This is a genomic window from Bradyrhizobium sp. SZCCHNS1050 (genome assembly GCF_032484785.1).
Classification (GTDB): domain Bacteria; phylum Pseudomonadota; class Alphaproteobacteria; order Rhizobiales; family Xanthobacteraceae; genus Bradyrhizobium.
Window position 1 is genome coordinate 1,858,266 of the sequence record NZ_JAUETR010000001.1, and the last position, 17,989, is coordinate 1,876,254.

Here is a 17,989-nt window from a genome sequence, read left to right on the forward strand (position 1 = left end):
CAGAAACCAGAATGTTCGGACTGAACTCTTCTCTCCAGACAGGGAAAGTGCCTCACAACACCTCCTCCTCTTGATCGAGTGTGGCCAGCTCTCCAAGCGTCACGGGCTTGAGCGGGGGCCTGACTCGATAGAAGCCGATCTCCCCCATAGGACAATCCTGGATTTCCGCGAGGATGCGGGTGACGGTATAACCGCATTGCCGCCCCTGGCAGGGGCCCATCCCTGCACGCGTGAAGGCCTTGATCTGGTTCGGGCCGGAGCCGCCGATCTGCGCCATCGCCCGGATCTCTCCTGCCGTGACCTCCTCGCAGCGGCATACGACGGTCTCATCGGACGGACTAAAAATCCTGCCGTGGGGTCTGAACATGGTGTCAAGAAAGGGCCGCAAGGCAAGTTCGCGAGCCAAACTCTTTTGAACGCGCAGCGCTTCCTTGAGCACGATCTGCTCGTCCGCATAGCCGAGCTTGACTGCCAGCCTGTGTGCTGCGAGCGCCCCACGAAATTGCGCGGCCTTCGCGCCAGCAATGCCCGCGCCGTCCCCGGCAACGAAGATACCGGCTTTGGTCGTTTCACCCCATTGATCGAGAACCGGAACGTAGCAATCCTGCTCGTCACGCCATTCAACCGCGCAGCCCAGCCCCAGCGGTGCATGGACGTTCGGCACGACACCTTCATGCACAAACAGATTATCCGCGGAAACGGTCTTCTCTTGTGCATCGGCCGTTCGATAGCTGATGGATTCGATCCGGTCCGATCCGTGCGCCACGAGGTCGATGACATGACGGACGACGGGCACACGCCGGTGTCGAAGGACGGCCGTCCACGCGAGCCCTTTGAGGAGCGCCCCACTGGCACGCAGGGCCTTCGGCAGATGCCGGAGCGCCGCCCAATGACTCCCGGCCGGTGTCGTGTCCAGATAGCCGGCGATCTGACCTCCGGCGTTGAGCAACTGAACGAGGTAGAGAAGCGGCAACGGGCCACAACCAGCGACCCAGACCGGCTTGGAGGGGATCTGCCCGGCGGTCTTCAACAGGACCTGAGCGGCACCCACCGTGAGGACTCCCGGCAGTGTCCAGCCTGGGAAGGGAGCAGGCCGCTCCTGGGCGCCGGTTGCGAGGATGATGGCGCGCGCCTCGATCGTCCTGGCCTTGCCATCATGGGTCACGAAGGCACGAAAACCAGGTTCGACCTGCCAAAGCTGTGTACGAGGCTCGTACCGCGCGCCACTGGCGCGGAATGCATCGGTCGCAGCCTTTCCGTCCTGATAAGTCCTTCCAAGGATGGCTCCCCTCGGGGTCGCCGCTTGGGTTTCGACCGAGCGCCAGATCTGCCCGCCAGGAGAACTTTGATCGTCCACAACCAGGACGTCAATTCCATAGCGGCGGGCTGTGATGGCCGCTGTCATGCCAGCAGGGCCAGCCCCTACGATGAGAAGATCGGTGGTGCTCATGACGGCAAGCACCGCTTACGCTGCTGGCGCTCAACCTTCATGCCCTCCTGAACCGGGGTCATGCAGGTCTGAACCGAGGCGATTCCATCCACCTGAGCGAGACAGTCGAAGCAGACGCCGATCATACAATAGGGAGCTCGCCCGCTCCCTTTGACCGGCGTGGGGCGTGACCAGACGACAGCCTGCCGGAGCAGCACAGCTGCCAGGCTTTCGCCCGGCTCCGCCGTGACAGGTTTGCCTTCGATATAGACCGTCACGGTCTCAACGGGCTCATGCAGCTTTCGGAACATCAAAGCGACTCTGATGAAAGATATCGAGCGAATCCGGCAACTGGCCGGCCGAGATGGCATCGGCCAAGACGGTGGAATGCAGAGCTGCAAGCGTGACGCCTGAATGGCACAACGCCACGAAGGCTCCCCGGTGCTTCTGGGACTGGGCGTAGACGGGACACCCGTCAGGGGTCATGATGCGCAACCCGGCCCACTGCCGAACCAATTTTGCCTCAGCAAGCCCCGGCACGATGCGAAGCGTCCGCCGACTGAGATCTGCCGCCGCGATCGCGGTCGCGGAGCTATCGAAACCGGTCTCCTCATGGGTAGCACCGATCATCACGGTGCCTTCCCGGGTTTGACGCAAGCCGCTCGTCGGCAGAGGCAGAAATGGTTCAAGGCGCTCGGTCACCAGGATCTGCCCGCGTTGAGGCCGCAGCGGGATTTCAAGACCCACTTGCCGCGCCAGCGCCTGAGACCCGAGACCCGCAGCGATCAGCACGCGCGGCGCACTGACGGTCTCGTTTCCGAACGTCACCGTAAAGCCCGCCTCGCTGGGCACGATCTGCCGCACCGCAGCGTTTCGGCGCAGATCTCCACCCAGACGCAGGATTCCGGCATGAAGAGCCGCAAGGAGCTGAAGCGGATTGGCATGCCCGTCCCGCTGGCCGAAGCTGGCGCCGGCCACGTCAGGCCCCAATCGAACCTTCGGAAGCAGTTTGGCCAGTTCAGCGCGATCGAGCATCCGCCAATCCGCCTCCGCTCCGCCGAGCTGATTCTGCAGCCGCTGAAGGTCCAAGCGGCGCTTCTCGAACGCGTCATCTCCGAGGCAGAACGCCAAACCGCCATTCTGTTCATACTGAAGATCCAACGCGGCCAGATCAGTGAGTTCCGACGCAAAGTCGGACCACATGTCGACGCTACGGCGTGACAGCTGCTGATAGGCGGGCATGTTCTGGCCTTTGCCCTGTAGCCAAACAAGGCCGAAATTGGCCCGCGCCGCACGATGGTCGCGATCGTCACCGTCGAGCACGAGCACTCGGCGTTGTCTTCGCGCAAGCCCATAAGCGATCGCAGCACCGACCGTGCCCGCACCGATAACTATTATCTCAGGATGCATCAGATTTCCTCTTGCCCAATATGACGACAAAAAGAGATATTTGGTCAAAGTCGAAAATCTCTGGCTGTATTCTTCAGGGTTATGGGATGGCTCGTCAGATCAATCTCAGACAGGTCGAGGCGTTCAAAGCGGTGATCGAGAGCGGCTCGATCAGCCGAGCCGCTTTGATCCTCAACATCTCCCAGCCCGCGATGAGCAAACTGATCGCGCATCTCGAAGAGGATACCGGGCTCAGCCTGTTCGATCGCGTCAAGGGCCGCCTTGCTCCGACAGAGCGCGGCATGCGGCTTTACAAGGAGATTGATCGGATTTTTTCAGGTGTCCGCCAGGTGGAGAATGCCGTCGAGGCCATCCGCCGCGAGGAGCAGGGGCAGCTTCTTGTCGGAGTCATGCCGGCTTTGTCGCGTTCGTTCATCCAGCAGGCGACGATGGGCTTCCTGCAGCAGCATCCCAACGTGTTCTGCTCGGTCAAGTCACGCAGCTCGGAATGGATCGTGGATTGGCTGGTCACACGCAAGCTCGATGTCGGCCTTGTCAGCTCGCGGATCGACAATCCCTATGTGATCGCCGAACCGCTGACCCAGCACCCGCTCGTCTGCATCATGCCGACCGATCATCCCCTCGCCATGAAGAACGTTGTGGAGCCGGATGATCTCGACAACATTCCCTTCGTGTCTTTCGACCCTGAGAGCCAGGCCGGTCAGTGCATTGCGACGATGTTCGACGCCTACAACGTCAGACCCAACACCGTGCTCGTTGCCAATGTCTCGCCGACCCTGTGCGAATTCGTGGCAGCCGGCCTCGGCGTCGCGCTGGTGCACCCTTTGATGTTCAGCGGGCTTCAGGACCGTCTGGCCATCAGACGCTTCGAGCCCGCTTTGTCCTACGACTTCCAGCTCTGTCGAATGCGCGACAGCCGCAATGCAAGTCTGGTCGACGCCTTCCTGCAGCAGGCGCGCACGACGGCCGCACGGCTCTCCCAGGAGTCGCTCAGCGCGGCATAAGCGTCGTCGCCTCGGTGATCGGCGGAGCGAGATTCATGGCTCCTTTGAGCTCATAGCCGTAGTTGACACGCTTGCTGTGCCCCCAGACCTGCTGAAGCTCAAACAGCGGAATAGAACAGACGGCGTCGTGGATCTTGCGCTGAGCCTCCTTCCACAGCTCCTGCTGCCGCTCCACACTGCCTTCCACCCGCGCCGCCTGTATGTCGGCGTCCGCAACGTCGCAATGGGAGAAGTTGGCAACCGCCGTCGGCTTTCCAATGCTCGAGCTCGAGTGATAGAACTCGGTCAGGTACGTGTCGGCGACCGGAAATCTGGCGGCGCCATAAAACACCAGAGCGCTGGCATTGCCGCGAATCTGGCTCTGATACGTGGCGTGATCGACAACGCTCATATCCAGCTTGATACCGGCCTTTGCGAGCTGGCGCTGAATAATTTCCATTGTCGGCAGGATAGCCGAGATGTTGGACACCACGACCTTGAGCGTCAGGCCATTTGGGTAGCCCGCTTCGGCCAGAAGTGCCTTGGCCTTCACCGGATCGTAAGCATAAGCCCCTGATGAACAGTCCTCTCCGATATAGCCCGGGGGCACGACCGAGCAGCCTTTCAGACTGACGCTCTTACCGACAAACTGCACGAGATCGTCGAGATTGACCGCAGCGGCGATTGCCTGTCGGACCTTCAGGTCATCGAGCGGCGGAATACTGCTGTTGATGTGGAGCGTTCGAAACTCTCCTGGACGGAAGACATCAACGACCATGTTGCCGCGCTGGCGGGTCATATCGACCCAGCGTTGCTCGCGCCGGCCTTGGATGACGTCGAGCTCTCCAGACGCAAAGGCGAGCTCGCGGGCGCTGTCGGAGGGGATCGTACGGTACATGATATTGCTGATCTGCGGCCGGCCGCGGAAATAGCCCTCGTTTGCGACCAGCTTCACATGCCGCTGCGTTTCATGCTCTGAAAACGCAAACGGACCCGTACCGACGGGGTTGGAGGCAAACTTGTCTCCGAGCTCCTCCACTGCTCTTTTGCAGACAATGTTTCCGCCGTGATAGTTGGACAAGCGGCCGAGGAAATTCGGATCTGGATACTTCAGGGTCACGCGAACGGTGGACCCGTCTACCTTGGCGATGCTCTCCACCGCGGAGAAGTCTGCAGCGAAGCTCGATCGGCTGGGGTCTGCGGCACGTGTCAGCGAGTAGACGACATCATCTGCGGAGAGGCTGCCCCAGTCGCCGTGAAACTTGACGCCCTTTCGGAGGAAGAAGGTCCAGACTCGTCCGTCTGAGGACGTTTCCCACCGCTCGGCGAGATCGGGCTCGAGATCCTTAGGGTCCGCGCTCCCTGGCTTGAATCGAACCAGGCCGTTGAACATCAGGCCGATCAGCGGCTTGTCGGTGCTGGTCGTCGCACGATGGGGGTCGAGCGTGGTAATGTCTGATCCGCCGGCCCCGATTTGCAGGGTGGTCCCCGGGGCTTCCGCTGCAGACACATCACCGGTCGCGTTCACCGTGACGGCGATGCAGAAAGCCAACATATAGACGTACTTCATAGAGACGTACTTCATCCGGTGCCTCGCCCGTTGCCCACGCATCAGGCTGGAAGAGTCCTGCATCTCTGTCAAAGTCCGAAATCAAGGAGACCTATTCTTGGGCGTTATGGGCTAACGGCGAAGCTCAACCGCGGCCCAAAAGTTCGAATACCAGGACCCAGGCGGCAGCGACTGCAGACCCGGCGAACCGTCTACCCGGAGCGCGTCGCCTCCATCCGGAACGGCCCCCATGAGAGCATGAGCATAGCTCCGTCACAGGCGGCACGCGGAACCCTGTGCCGCCACACCGCCGCGCGCATCGATGGAGGACGCGCCGTGGTTGGCTTACGGAAGCGATCGATCTCAAAGCTGGCGATTGCGCGCGACCATCGCGCCGTTTCGCCAATTGCGCGCCGCGCAGGAACGGCGCTTCGTCGTGAGTGTCAGAGCGGCAACGGTCGGGCGGCGTCGGCTTCAGTCGGTGGCGTGTCGGTCCACGCCGACACGGATGGGCCGGATAATCCGGGGATCTCAATGAGACCAAGCCTTATCGCCCTCACGACGGCGACCGTCCGGCTGTTCGTGCCAAGCTTTCTCATCGCCTTCTTGAGGTGGAAGTTGATCGTGTTTTCGCTGATCTTGAGGATGATTCCGATATCCCAGGAGGATTTGCCCTCTGCGGTCCACTTCAGGCATTCGCGTTCGCGCTGCGAGAGCCCAATCGCCTTCTTGCCCATCGCTGGCTGGGCAAGCTCGCCAAAAGCAACATGGAACTGACACGCCAAGGCGTGAAGATGCTTCATATGCCGGATCGGGTCGGCATCGTCGAAGCTGGATGCAAAGGATAGAACGGAGATGCGCCCCGATGGCCCAAACAGCGGCACGCTCACCCCGTGCTTGAGACCGGCTTCGCGGCTCTCACGAAGGACCAACCGCTCGCCATCCTGCAGCTGCTTCTGCTCGAGCAGCTGATCCCACATGAATGGACTGCTATGAAACGGGGTTCGCCTGACGACCGGATCGATCTCGTGATACTTGCGCTCGAAATAGTGCTCTCGCCAATCGAGCGGAAAGTTGAGAGCGACGGCCGGCATAGGATGCTCTGGCAGCCGTACCGTCTCTTCATAGTTCAGGGCGCCATAAGCCACTTGGCCGAACCCCTCATCGGCTGCAGAACTGACGAGAAGATCGAAGAGGTCGGACAGCGACTGCGTGCGGTTTGCACAATCGATGAAGCTGAAGAGGTCCATTGCTACCTCACGGCAGACAAAGCTGCGCAAACTTCCGCCCAGATGTGATCGTGAAAACGAATCCGTCTGAATGTCCCGATTGCCGACGGTCCGTCCTTGCCCCCTCGTCTGCCTCTATCAAGGCGAGAAGCAGGCGCTTGCTTGTCCAAACTCCAACCCAACCTGAGGTAGACCGTACCATGATACGCTCCGTCGTGCAATTGACGATCATATTCGATTGATTTTTTCAGAAGCCGCGATGTCATCAACAATGCCCTTCTCCGGAAGCGGCGGCCCTGACGATCTTGCCGACTCCGGCAATCAGATCGCGCAGCAAAGTGCCTGTTTGATGAGCGATCTTCGGCACTTGTGTCAGCATGCACGAGATTGCTGGTACAAGTTTCGATCGGATCATGCGCACCAGGGACATTCTCCCGGCACGCAGCACGCGCAAGTCAGGCCTCGCGGCCATCCCAAGCTGAACCCGTTCAAACGGGCCTGGACGAGCCTTGCAAAAGCCAAGAACTACACCCCAATACAACTCAGAATTGCGCCAGATTGTAGGTGATATTGGGGCGATGTCTGACAGTTGTCTTCCTCTGAGCAGCCGGTAGGACAGCAGCCGCTCCACAGACGCGCGAACTACTCGACTGGGTAGCTGCCTCGCTGACGCTGTGCCGATTAGTCTGCATCTTCCCGTCACGTGGCACATTGGAAGATGCTCATGCGTACCCTTTTAATCAGGTGGGAAACCGTCCATCGATATGGCGAAGCCTGGATTTCGCATCATCGGCTGCGGTACCGGATGTTCGTCGAGCGCCAGGGGTGGTCCGTGCCTCATTATCAGGGCATGGAATATGATGAGTTCGACACACCGGCAGCCACCTACATCCTGGTGGTGGACGAGCAAGATCAGGCGCTTGGAACTGCACGGCTGATTCCGACCACACGCCCCTACATGGTCAAGTCCTTGTGGCCTAACCTGGTTGAAGGCTTGCTGCCGCATTCGGACGAAATCTGGGAAGCATCGCGATTCGGCTGCGATCGTGCGCTGAGCACCGGCGGACGGCGCCGAGTGATCGGGCAGCTCATACAGGCTTGTCAGGAATTCGGCCTCGCCAACGGCATCTCGTCCTATCTTGGTGTCATGCCCAGCTGGATCTTCAAGAATGTCATCGCTGCCCATGGCTGCCCGGTGAGGCCACTGGGAGCGAAGCTGCCGTTTCCGGGGCATGACATTGGGGCAGCCTATATCGGGGTATCATCAGCCGTCCTGGAATTGGTTCGCCAGCATACGGGCGTCCCTAAAGCGCTGCATGAAAGCCCTTCTCCTGGGCCTGTCCCATCAGCACCGTCCCGGCGCTTGGCAGAGGATGCTCCATCGGAGCCCAAAGGACTGGCCTGCAGCCCAGAGTTGGAAGGGCTCGTGGAGGCTGGATGAGCGCGATCCCCGAACCTTCGACCATCTTGCCGCCGCAGGGCCCGCCAGTGAGGGCCGATCAGCGCTTGCATCAGGCTTTGGGCCTCAGCGCGATTGACCGTCTCTGAAGAAGATGCGGCATCACCGCAATCGGTGGCGATCAACGCGTCGGCTGCTTCGCTCAAGAAAGCCTGCCACGCTGGATTTGTCGCTCACAAGCTTCCCTGCTTCAGGAACGCCGAATGTATCAACTTTGAGCGCCAGGCGGTCCTGGTTTGTATGCATTGCGGAGGAAGCCAACGCGATGCGCGGCTCCGGGTCTATCTGGCCTTGATGGCTGGTGCCCGCTTCGACTTGGCAAACGCCCGATCAGTCGCCATGAAACGTGCCACCATTGCCGAGGCCAGGCGACCAAGATCATTGGCCGGCTGGTCCGAATGGCGGCCGACAGCTTCGGCATAGGCCTGCAGATCGCGAAACACGCTCGCTGACAGTTCGACCGTGATTTTGACCGGCTTCTCATCGGGAAGTTCCGAGATCTTCAGCTTCGCCATGACTGCTACCCCTGATACGGCTCGAGCACGAGGTCACGATTGACGATCACGCGGACCGGAAAGCCCGGCCTCACTGTCAGAGTCGGCTGGACGTTCATCTGTTGACCAACCAGCTGCTGACCTGTGCGGCTCATGGAGTTGCCGAAGCCCTGGCGGAGCGCCTGGATGATCGCGGCATTGTTCGTATTTTGATTGGTGCCCGCGTTGACCTCGCTGCCCATCGAGAGCAGCGTCGAGAGCAGCGCTGCGCCAACCAGCTGCCTGAAGTGGTTATCGACCTCGTCCGAGAGACCCGAATAACCGGCAGCGTCGGCGCCCTGCTGCCGTTCCAGAACGATCGACCGGCCATTGGGCATGATCAGCCTGGTCCAGACCAGGAGCACGCGCGATTGCCCGGCCGTCACCTGGCTATCGTATATCCCGATCAGCCGCGCGCCCTGCGGGACAAGCAGGAAGCGGCCTGACGGCGAATCGAACACGTTCTCGGTGACCTGAGCGGTGAACAGTAAACCGCTTCAGGAACGGAATGGCTTGCGCCTCCTCGCCGACCTCGCGGGCACGTTGCCGTTCATCCGATGGCACAAAGCGGTCGGCGTAGACGACAGAGACGCCGCGCTCGCCCTTGCGGACATGACCGCCGAGCGAGAGAGCTTGCCGGAAGGTCAACCAGCTCTGGCCCGTCAACCCGCGCTCGATGACTGCCCCCCAGAGGATGAGAACGTTGATCCCCGAGTACGGCCGACCCGTAGCCCCATTCCGTGGCAAGGCCAGCTGAGCCTTCGCCGCTTGCGTCCCCCATGGCCGAACCCAGGGCACCCGGCCAGCCTCCAGCTCACCGATGATCTTGCTCGTGATCTCCTCATAGAGGCTCGCCCGGCTCTCGCCGGCGCGCGCACCAAGTCTCCGTCCCTGCATCGCGGATCTCCGCGACGGGCGCGGCGGAACTCTCTCGCCACTTCCAACCCGTCACGGCCAAAACCCGGCCTGCACTCTTGCTCTCAACGAGCTTCACGCCCATCCAGGGCGGACGGCCCATGAATCCCTCCGGAGCTTCCGGGGAGGACATCGCCGTTTGACGTCCACCGGGATGATGAGCTGTAGGCGTGTATTGCCTCTCTGGGGACAGCGCCGCATCTTTAAGCGGCCTGTTCCTCCGCCAGCGGGCCCTCACTTTCGCGCTTCCTGTTGATCAGATTGAGCAGCTGGGCGGCAGCCTTCGCATCGCAGAGTGCGCGATGATGGCTCTCGAGTTCGATGTCATAGATCTGGCACAGATTTCCGAGCCCGTAGGACTTATGGCCGGGATATCGCCGTCGCATTCCGGCGCAGGTGCAAAGCTTTGGAAAGCGGAACTTTCGATCGAGACGGCTGAACTCGTAAGCGATAAAGCCATAGTCGAAATTGACGTTGTGTGCGACAAAGACGCCGTCACCCATGAATTTGAGAAAGCTGTCTGCAACAGATGCGAAAACCGGAGCATCGCGAACCATCTCGTTTGTGATGCCCGTGAGCCGGGTGATATTTGCAGGAATGGGACGCTGAGGATTGAGCAGGGAGTGCCACTCATCGACAACCTGATGATTGCGGATCTTGACCGCACCAATCTCGGTTATGCGGTCGCCAGAGGCCCAGCTCCCGGTCGTCTCGATATCGACAACAATGTAATCCTGCCCGGGGTCGAAGCAAAACCCGACCCTGCAGATCTCTGCCTGGAGCCCGACTGATTGCAGTTGCCGCAGGCGGGTGAGCTGGTTGCGGCGGATGACGTCACCCTCTGCCTTGATCTCCACGAATGAGACCGCGCCATCGCGAAGCAGCATCAGATCAGGGAATCCGTCGCGCATAGCGCGGAAATCCTCGCACATCGCGTGCAAGATCGCGGCAACGCCGTGAGGGCTGGCGTGATCGAGAAGTGTACGGACAGCCTCGATCTGAAAGCGATCCCAGTTGAAGATGCCATTGGGCCGCCCCCAGCGCGCAGCGAGCGCACGCAGGATCAGCGGAAGGGCATCACCCGATCGGACGGCGGCAAGCTTCACGTCCACCTGGGCCTTGAACAATCGGATGAACGTGCGATCTTTGAGACATTGCGGGACCCAGTCGAAGCCGCTGTGCAATTGACCGGATTCGAACAACTCGTCCCAGAACAGAAGGCCGAAAAGGGTGTGCCACAATGCGTTCTCGGCAAAGTACACCTGACTGCCCTGACGGCGCATGACCCCAGCGACACCGGCCTCCGGGTTGCCCCGATGTGTGTCGTCGACCGCGACGACGCGCCCCGAGCGCAGGAGTTCGGTGCAAAGCCCCGTTCGCTGACCGCCAAACTTGCGCGCATAGAAGTCGACCGCAAAAACGTGCTCTTCGTCGCTCGCCGGATCATCAATGATCCGGCGCAGAAGCGCTTCAGATTCACTTTTCGCGCCCAGACTGTAGTGAAGGCGCACAAGGCGCTCGCGGCATTCGGGGGACGAACCGACACGATAAAGTTGAAGCGCGAGCGCAGTATCGGCGCCCTTCTCGAAGAACTGGCCAAGCTTGAAGGCCGCGCGGCTTCTCAGATCCTGAGCGTAATCTGTCGGACCTGGCGGTCCGCCGAGCAGGTCGACCACTCCCTGGCGATAGATCGCCTCGGCTTCGGTCTCGAGTTGGTCGAGCAGGCTACTATAGTGAAAGCAGGCGTGGGCTTCATCGCCATCCGCAAATCGTGCACTGAACGAGGTCGCACTGTTGGTGCGCATGATGCCGAGATCGCGTAGCGCGAAGGTCTTGAGATCCCGCTCCGTCTTGCCAAAATAGAGATAGAGGAGAAATTCGATCGGCCTCGTGTTGTGAAGCGCGATGAAGCTTTTCCCACCACAATGCTGAGCAGCGACCTCAAAAGGAACATTGGCGAGAAAGTATTCGATGAGCTTGGACTTCGACCAGGATTTACGAATATCGGATCTTCCGGATGCATGCGCCGCCGTCACAAGGGTGTCTTTGGGCAAGCATGTTACGAAAGCGGCGTAATCGTCGACCTGCAGAACACGAGCATGGGCGCTGGCAAGCAGATGCAGAGCCGCGGCTTCAACATCTGCAATCTCTGGATATTTGAAGAGCGTGCGATTGAAGATCGCTCCCCGTCGATTGACCATGCGGACAAGAAGGCATTGTGCATCCCTGGGAAGACCGTCAAATTGCTCGATGAAGACATGGTGCTCCGGGGTCAGGACAGCACCGTAAGTCTTCTTCACGAAGCCGAGCATCTCCGTGAAATGATCGAGATAGTAATAGACAGGAAGGACTTGCGGCTTCATCCGGGGCGCTCTTTTCATGCCTTCTGTTGCGCAGCGTAGCGCGGTTCAGCCCTTCAAGCCTTCTGAGGTGAGGGTGGGCATTGGGCTCTCTTGACGGTGCGGCCACCCCGTTCTATTTTTGTTCTTTCCTGCCCCGATTTGTCAAGTGAGTACCCGCTTGAGCCTTCGCCGTCATCGCGCGAATGCGCGCCCCTCCTGATCGACGGACTCGTTGAGGGTCTGCGTTGGAGCGACTCAAGGCGCGGCCGATTTTCATCTCGAGGCGAGCCGAGCACGGCCCCTAGTCGAAGGATCGTGAGCTTCCGCAGAGATATGACTCTGTCCCACTCGCTCCCGATGATCTCGCCGCTCGTGATGATTCTCATCGATTCTTGCGATATCGCGGTCACCAGACATAGCGCATGGAGGCTCTACCGGAATAGGAACGTGTGGTGCTCGAGAACTCTCCATCGAGGGTGGCAGCCGCGGACCAGCCATTGCTCCAATGTCGTTCGAGACCCAGAGTGGTCAACGCAGCGTCCGGCGCCGGCTGCGCGCCGCTGACGGTAAAGCTTGCCCCCAGCAGCGATTGGAAAGTTGCAGCGACGCTGCGATCCGAATTGAAGTCATGAGCCCACGCGATACGGCCTCGCCAGTTGAGCACGCCATCCTTGTCCCCCAAGGACAAGCCGGTCCGAAGTCCTATTTCGGTCCGATAATCTGTCACCCGCTTGGCGGAATAGCTCAGGGCGAATACCGGGGCGCCGGCGACGGACTGCTCGGCGTATTGGGGCAGATCAAGCTGGGCGGCCTGCCCTGCCGCATAGGGCGTCAGACCGAAATTGCGGATCAAGGGCACCGACAGGCGATAGCCGGCTTCAACGCGTCCGGAATAGGCGTTCGCTTTGAACGACGCCTTCAACCGATCGACACCGGCTATGGTGCGATCTGTCGTTACATCCTGCCAACCGTAAGCCAAGGCTGCGCTCAGATAGGCCGGCCCTTGGACGTGTCGAACATAGGCGCCAGCCTGAAACAGATCAGATCTCCCTGTTCCGAGGGCGTTGACACTAAAACCTGTGCCGCCACCCGCGAGAGCAAATCCCGCGACCGTGGCCGGCGTCAACAAATAGTCTGCCCCGACCGCAGTGCCGTAGATGCGGCTGGTGGAGCGAGCTGATCCGGCTCCGGCGCTTCCATCCGTCGACTGCGACCCGCCAAATCCGTCAACCCAAACACTCCAGCGCGGCTCGAGCGATTCTGGCTGCCTGCTCATCGACGCAAACGCGTTCCCCGCCGGCCGGCTCGGTGTCCTGTCAGCCTCGGCATAGGCCAGCGGGGCAACTTCGCCAACGCCGTCGCGCCCGGCCTGACCGTGATCCCCGAGCAGGCTGACAAACTGCCCCATCGCATTGAACGTGGCCTGCTGCGGAGCTGACGCGAGCTCTCCCGATACTTGGGTCAGTCCCGAGGGCGAAAGTGTGCCAAACACGAGCGGAATACTGCCCGTCGTATCGAAGAACCGCGTCAGTGCGTTGGCAACATTCCGCTGGTTCGCGGACAGGCCGCCACCGTAGTTCGGCGCGCTTGCCGGAACGAAATCAAGCGATAGGTCGAGATAAGCAGCATTTGCGTCATAGCTGAGGGCGGATTTGAAACCAGCCGGGAGATTGGTATTCGCCAAGGAGGCAAACGTCCCGCTGACGCCGCCACCGGCGGTCAAGATCGTATAGCGCTTGGCGACGTAGCTGCCCGCAGCAAAGATTGCCTCGACCGTTGCCCCGCCCGCCGTCATCGTGCCGCTGATACTGGCGAAACTCGAGGCTGTCGGATTGAGCTGAATGAGATAGATCGCGCCAGATTGAAATGCGAGATTCCCCACGATCGCCATCGAACTCCCGGCTGTACCATTTCCGGGCGCGAGGACGGTGCCACTATTGATGCTGACCGTCAGGGGATCAATTGTCCCGGTGCCGGTTATCATCCCGGAATTCAGGTTGACTGCCGACGTCCCGGTGAGCGCGCCGTCCACCTGGAAAACGCCGCCGTTGATATTCGTTGCTCCGGTGTAGCTGGCCGTCCCCGCGAGGACGAACGTACCCGAGCCCGTTTTCGTGAGACCGCCGGCACCGCTGAGATCGAGGTTTGCAGTGCCGGATTGAACGACAAAGTCTGTATTGGATGCGATCACACCATTTCTGACCAACCCACCCGTCAGAAAGACACCTCCATTTTGCGTCTGAGTGGTCCCGCCAAGGTCGAGGATTCCGCCTGCGACCGTCGTTGATCCGCTAGCCGCACCGAGCGTACCGCTGCCCGAAAGCCGCAAGGTCCCCGCGTTGACAACCGTTCCCTCGGTGTAGGCGTTGGCAGCAGCCAGCACCATCGTTCCGACGCCGTCGAACACCACCGTTCCAGCAGAACCTCCATCCGAGATCGTCCCCTGGATGGTCTGCGTCGTGCCTGCCGGCGCCGCAAAATGTCCACTCCCCGTGAGCTGAATCGCATTGCCGATTGCAAAGTCGGCCGTGTTCGCGAAAGAGAGGCTCGTTCCGTTCGCCATATTGAGCGTGCCGCTGCCCAAGGCGTTGTTGTTGGCAATGACCAAGGAGCCGGCGTTCAGCTGGGTTCCTCCTGAATAGGTGTTGTTGCCGGACAAGATCAGCGCGCCACCTCCAACCTTCGTCAGACTGCCACCGGCCCCCGATATGACACCCGAAACCTCGGTGTCCGTATTCGACAGTCCGGTCGTCAAGGTTTTCGAGCCGAGAATGAAGTTGCCGGCGCCAGCAATCGATCCAACGCTTATCCCGCTGGATGTCAGCCCAGAAATGTCGACAGAGCCGCCCAGATTGGTCACGAGTTGGGCGGTGCCGCCGCTACTGGTGTCGGTAAAGCGCGTGACTCCGAAGGCGCCCGTGGTGATGACCGCGTCACCCGCCGTCGCCGAATTGGCAAACTGGAGCGTACCTAGATTGCCAGAGATACCTGACACCATGAAGCTCGGGCGATTGCCGGACTGATCGTCAATCCCCGCCCCGCTGATCACCAGCGACGCGGCGCCGCCGGAATTGCCCGTCACGTTGAATGTATAGGCCGGTGCGCCGCTCAGAAAGCTCAAACCAGCCACCTGCGTTGCCTGCCTGACGTCGATTGCGGTGACAGTGGAGGCTCCGAACCGGGCGGTGTCTGTCGCAAGGGGGACCGATCCGACAGTCCAATTCGCTGCCGTGTTCCAATCGGAATTGATGGGTGTCGCAAGCCATCCGGGCGCGACGGAAACCACTGTCCGCGTCGCCGTCGCCACATCGTTCCAGTTGAACGTTGCCGTGGGATTGGTGCTCAGCGACATCTGAATCTGTTGCTGACTGGGCGTAGACCAATTCACCCAGATCCGCTCGAAATTGAGCTGCAGCAGGACATCGTAGGTGCCAAACCCGGGAACAACGTCCGGGACGGAGAAAATCACGCGACATTCCGCCGGCGTACAGTTCGTCCCAGACAAGCTTCCCAAGGTATAGTGAGCGGTCCCCAGCACACCTCCTGCATCGATCGTGATATTTGCCCCGACCACGTTGAACGTGGACGGCGAGCCAGCTGATACCGGAATGACGAAATTGGCCGGATTGACCAGAAACTGCCCGCCGCCGCGCGAGGACGTAAAGTCGAACTGCCAAAGATCGGTCGCCAAAGCTGGAAACGCTGGACAGCAACCCAACGCGACCGCGATCGCTACGCGAGACAACACCTGACGCATGAACCACCCCAAGATACCAAATTATCTGAGGTTACCATTCGTGTCATCATGTTACCGTCTGTTTCCAACAATCCGTGGCCGCCCTCCGAGACGGATGCCCGGAGGCCAAACATAGGATGGCCGCCGAATTCCTTGCGTCGGACATGCCGGGCAACCGTCCCCGACTCAGCCTGCCCTCCAAGCCGGAAAATCGGGTGCCTCCCTGAGCATGCCGCCCTTGTTTCGTATAACCCGAATTTTATTTGCACCGTCGGGCAAATCAGTGGTTCATTGGATGCCGGCTTAACTCTGGGAGACAACGATGGCCGAACAATCACCTTCGACGTCCGACCTTGTTCACATCTCGAAATTGAACGGCGACTTTCGACGGAACTACGGGTCGCTCCTTGGAGCGTATCTCTACCTGCGTTCTATCGACGCCGTGCGTCAGCGCCCTTTCCGTTGGATGGGGATCGCTTCACTGGTCGGGTCCGCTGTCGCCGCCGTGATCGCGCGATACGGCTCTCTTTGGTGACCAGGCGAACCACTAACCGGGCAAGCTCGACTTCCGTGTTGAGGTAGGTGACGCCGTGGTCGGCACGCCCATTCTCACGGAATCTGATCATGTTGCTGTCATTCGAAGCCGTTGGCATCACGACGTAGTCGAGAATGGATTCATTGTGCTCATTCAGCCGGATCGCCACGATCCATCCGGCCGGTAGACGTCGGCAAGAAACGGTCCAGAAGGGAGAGAATCCCGGGCGCGCTCCAGCTGTCCAATAGGCGACCCGAAAAAAAATCTGCTGCCGTTCATCGACAATCAGGTGCTGCTCAGGAACACCTACGAGGGTCCAACGGCTCTTGATACTCTGGAGGGCTACGTGACATCCCTCCTTTTGCAGCTGCTGGCAAATGCGTCCCGCGAGGGCCGAGAGTGGCTCAACCCAACTCCGACGAACGTCGATGTACTCGCAGCGTCGTTGCGACTGATATCCGATCAGCCTGTAGGCATTTCGCAGAGTCCCGAAATGGTCAATAAAGGTTCGGGCTGACGGGAGGTCCACCGTTGCGTTGATGATCGTCGGCGTGAGACGGCCCTCCTTCTTCAATGTTCGCTTCAAACGGAGCAACATCTCCTCTTCGCTAACGTCAACGCGCCTCTCTTTCACGATCTTCTGGACAGCAAGAAAGACATCATCTGTAATGATGCGCTCAAAGCACCGCTCAGAGCGGACCCATAGGTTCGCGGGGTTGTTGATCCGCTCACCGCCGAGCTTTTTCGACTGCCTGTTGTAAACCAGGTTACCGATGTAGTTTTCGTTTCGCAGCATACGGCTGATCGTGGGTGCCCTCCACGCCTTCCCTCGGCACAAAACCCCTTCGCGGTTGAGTTCTCTGGCGATTGCCTTCTCAGATTTGACCTGAAGGAAGCGTGCGAAGATCCGCTTCACAACGCTGATCTCGTGTGCATCGCCAGGCCGCAGACGAATATGATCCGTCTGGAGATACTTTCGCTCTCCCCTGTCCATGATCTTCTTCGGCTCGAGGCGCTCGTTGACCAAAACACGCTCGAGGCCGTAGCTAATGGGTCCGCCAGGCAGAAAGCCGAGTCCAACGAAACGACAAATGCCCGTATGCACCTTGACCGACAGTTCGCGGCTATATTCGGCCGCCATAACCCTCTTCAGATTTTTGACGATGTTAGAGAGCATGCTGCCGTCATTGTCGAACTGCTCAGCGCAATAGCTGACTCTGATCCCCACCTGCTTGCAGATGAACTCGTAGTGTGCGGCTTCGTCGACGTCCTGGAAACGGCCCCACCGGCTGATGTCATAGACCAGTATATGGTCAAAGTCGGTCCGCCTGTTACTGACGTCTTCAATCAGCTTGGCAAGCCCCGGCCTGTTCTTGATCTTGAGACCGCTCTCGCCATGATCCGCATAGGTCTTGACGATCGAAAGCCCGTGGGCGTGGGCATAGGCCGCAATCACCGCAGCCTGATTCTGGATCGAGTAGCGCTGATAATCCGTCGACATGCGAACGTATTGCGCTGCACGTCCGTTTGGTGATTGCGGAAGGTGGGTCTCGCGGACGACGAGCGCATTGACCATCATCATGCCCCAGCAGCTTCGTCAGCATCAAACGCTCGTTTTGGCTAGCTGACAAGACCGGCTGCAGCCATGATAAGGCGCGCCGCTGGAAGGTCCATCATCGCTCTTCCGCTGTGAGCGAATAGATCCGAGCCGCGGCGCTCTCTCACAAATTGGCGCGGCCCGGGGAAACAACATGCCTTGATCATCATGCGACGACCGCAGATACAGCAAGACGAAAATGGATTGATTGGGAGCGGGATGGGTTCCGCTTGTCAGTTGTTTCCCGAACGGCCGGCTGCCGCGCAAAGGAA

General features: G+C 60.0%; 11 protein-coding genes and 2 pseudogenes. 2 read left to right on the forward strand and 11 right to left on the reverse strand.

Features of this window, described 5'->3' with window-relative positions:
- Positions 1-52 precede the first annotated feature (52 nt).
- The 3 genes from QX094_RS08535 to QX094_RS08545 are packed head-to-tail and all read right to left on the reverse strand — an operon-like array spanning position 53 to position 2,839.
- Positions 53-1,450 carry an FAD-dependent oxidoreductase gene (locus QX094_RS08535; RefSeq protein ID WP_316187802.1) on the reverse strand — a complete coding sequence of 466 codons (1,398 nt, stop codon included), beginning with the start codon at positions 1,448-1,450 and terminating at the stop codon, positions 53-55.
- Complete coding sequence (locus tag QX094_RS08540) at positions 1,447-1,740, reverse strand: (2Fe-2S)-binding protein (RefSeq protein ID WP_316187803.1); 294 nt, start codon at positions 1,738-1,740, stop codon at positions 1,447-1,449. The genes QX094_RS08535 and QX094_RS08540 overlap by 4 nt, the downstream gene beginning before the upstream one ends.
- The gene (locus QX094_RS08545; RefSeq protein ID WP_316187804.1) at positions 1,721-2,839 is read right to left on the reverse strand and encodes an FAD-dependent oxidoreductase; all 1,119 of its coding nucleotides are present in this window, start codon (positions 2,837-2,839) and stop codon (positions 1,721-1,723) included. The genes QX094_RS08540 and QX094_RS08545 overlap by 20 nt, the downstream gene beginning before the upstream one ends.
- Positions 2,840-2,859: 20 nt before the next feature.
- On the opposite strand from QX094_RS08545, the gene QX094_RS08550 reads away from it, so the two are divergent.
- Positions 2,860-3,843, forward strand: a complete 984-nt coding sequence (locus tag QX094_RS08550; protein WP_315754364.1) for a LysR substrate-binding domain-containing protein — start codon at positions 2,860-2,862, stop codon at positions 3,841-3,843.
- Here QX094_RS08550 and QX094_RS08555 read toward each other — a convergent pair.
- Entirely contained in the window at positions 3,830-5,407 is a 1,578-nt protein-coding gene (locus QX094_RS08555; protein WP_316187805.1) for an ABC transporter substrate-binding protein, read from the reverse strand. The two genes, QX094_RS08550 and QX094_RS08555, sit on opposite strands and share 14 nt — an antisense overlap.
- A 407-nt stretch (positions 5,408-5,814) precedes the next feature.
- Positions 5,815-6,621 (reverse strand): LuxR family transcriptional regulator, encoded by an 807-nt coding sequence (locus QX094_RS08560; RefSeq protein WP_316166681.1) that lies wholly within the window; start codon positions 6,619-6,621, stop codon positions 5,815-5,817.
- Between the two features lie 703 nt (positions 6,622-7,324).
- Between QX094_RS08560 and QX094_RS08565 the strand changes: the two genes are divergently transcribed.
- The gene (locus QX094_RS08565; protein ID WP_316166679.1) at positions 7,325-8,041 is read left to right on the forward strand and encodes an acyl-homoserine-lactone synthase; all 717 of its coding nucleotides are present in this window, start codon (positions 7,325-7,327) and stop codon (positions 8,039-8,041) included.
- Between the two features lie 299 nt (positions 8,042-8,340).
- On the opposite strand, the gene QX094_RS08570 is transcribed toward QX094_RS08565, so the two are convergent.
- The 6 genes and pseudogenes from QX094_RS08570 to QX094_RS08595 form a co-directional block, all read right to left on the reverse strand.
- Complete coding sequence (locus QX094_RS08570; protein WP_316166678.1) at positions 8,341-8,574, reverse strand: DUF2274 domain-containing protein; 234 nt, start codon at positions 8,572-8,574, stop codon at positions 8,341-8,343.
- Between the two features lie 5 nt (positions 8,575-8,579).
- Positions 8,580-9,074 (reverse strand): annotated as a pseudogene (locus tag QX094_RS08575) (TrbI/VirB10 family protein); the annotation flags it as partial.
- A pseudogene (locus QX094_RS08580) lies at positions 9,049-9,489 on the reverse strand (ArdC-like ssDNA-binding domain-containing protein); the annotation flags it as partial. The pseudogenes QX094_RS08575 and QX094_RS08580, both read right to left, overlap by 26 nt.
- 221 nt (positions 9,490-9,710) lie before the next feature.
- A complete protein-coding gene (locus QX094_RS08585) occupies positions 9,711-11,870 on the reverse strand; it encodes an exonuclease domain-containing protein (protein WP_316187806.1) in 2,160 nt (719 codons plus the stop codon).
- Between the two features lie 385 nt (positions 11,871-12,255).
- On the reverse strand, positions 12,256-15,606 hold the full coding sequence (locus QX094_RS08590; RefSeq protein WP_316187807.1) for an autotransporter domain-containing protein: 3,351 nt from the start codon (positions 15,604-15,606) through the stop codon (positions 12,256-12,258).
- A gap of 410 nt (positions 15,607-16,016) precedes the next feature.
- A complete protein-coding gene (locus QX094_RS08595) occupies positions 16,017-17,702 on the reverse strand; it encodes a recombinase family protein (protein ID WP_316175747.1) in 1,686 nt (561 codons plus the stop codon).
- Between the last annotated feature and the right edge of the window lie 287 nt (positions 17,703-17,989).

Coding starts and splice junctions, on each gene's coding strand:
- QX094_RS08535 (WP_316187802.1), bottom strand. CDS start 1,450: ATGAGCACCACCGATCTTCTCATCGTAGGGGCTGGCCCTGCTGGCATG.
- QX094_RS08540 (WP_316187803.1), bottom strand. CDS start 1,740: ATGTTCCGAAAGCTGCATGAGCCCGTTGAGACCGTGACGGTCTATATC.
- QX094_RS08545 (WP_316187804.1), bottom strand. CDS start 2,839: ATGCATCCTGAGATAATAGTTATCGGTGCGGGCACGGTCGGTGCTGCG.
- QX094_RS08550 (WP_315754364.1), top strand. CDS start 2,860: ATGACGACAAAAAGAGATATTTGGTCAAAGTCGAAAATCTCTGGCTGT.
- QX094_RS08555 (WP_316187805.1), bottom strand. CDS start 5,407: ATGAAGTACGTCTCTATGAAGTACGTCTATATGTTGGCTTTCTGCATC.
- QX094_RS08560 (WP_316166681.1), bottom strand. CDS start 6,621: ATGGACCTCTTCAGCTTCATCGATTGTGCAAACCGCACGCAGTCGCTG.
- QX094_RS08565 (WP_316166679.1), top strand. CDS start 7,325: ATGCGTACCCTTTTAATCAGGTGGGAAACCGTCCATCGATATGGCGAA.
- QX094_RS08570 (WP_316166678.1), bottom strand. CDS start 8,574: ATGGCGAAGCTGAAGATCTCGGAACTTCCCGATGAGAAGCCGGTCAAA.
- QX094_RS08585 (WP_316187806.1), bottom strand. CDS start 11,870: ATGAAGCCGCAAGTCCTTCCTGTCTATTACTATCTCGATCATTTCACG.
- QX094_RS08590 (WP_316187807.1), bottom strand. CDS start 15,606: ATGCGTCAGGTGTTGTCTCGCGTAGCGATCGCGGTCGCGTTGGGTTGC.
- QX094_RS08595 (WP_316175747.1), bottom strand. CDS start 17,702: ATGATGATGGTCAATGCGCTCGTCGTCCGCGAGACCCACCTTCCGCAA.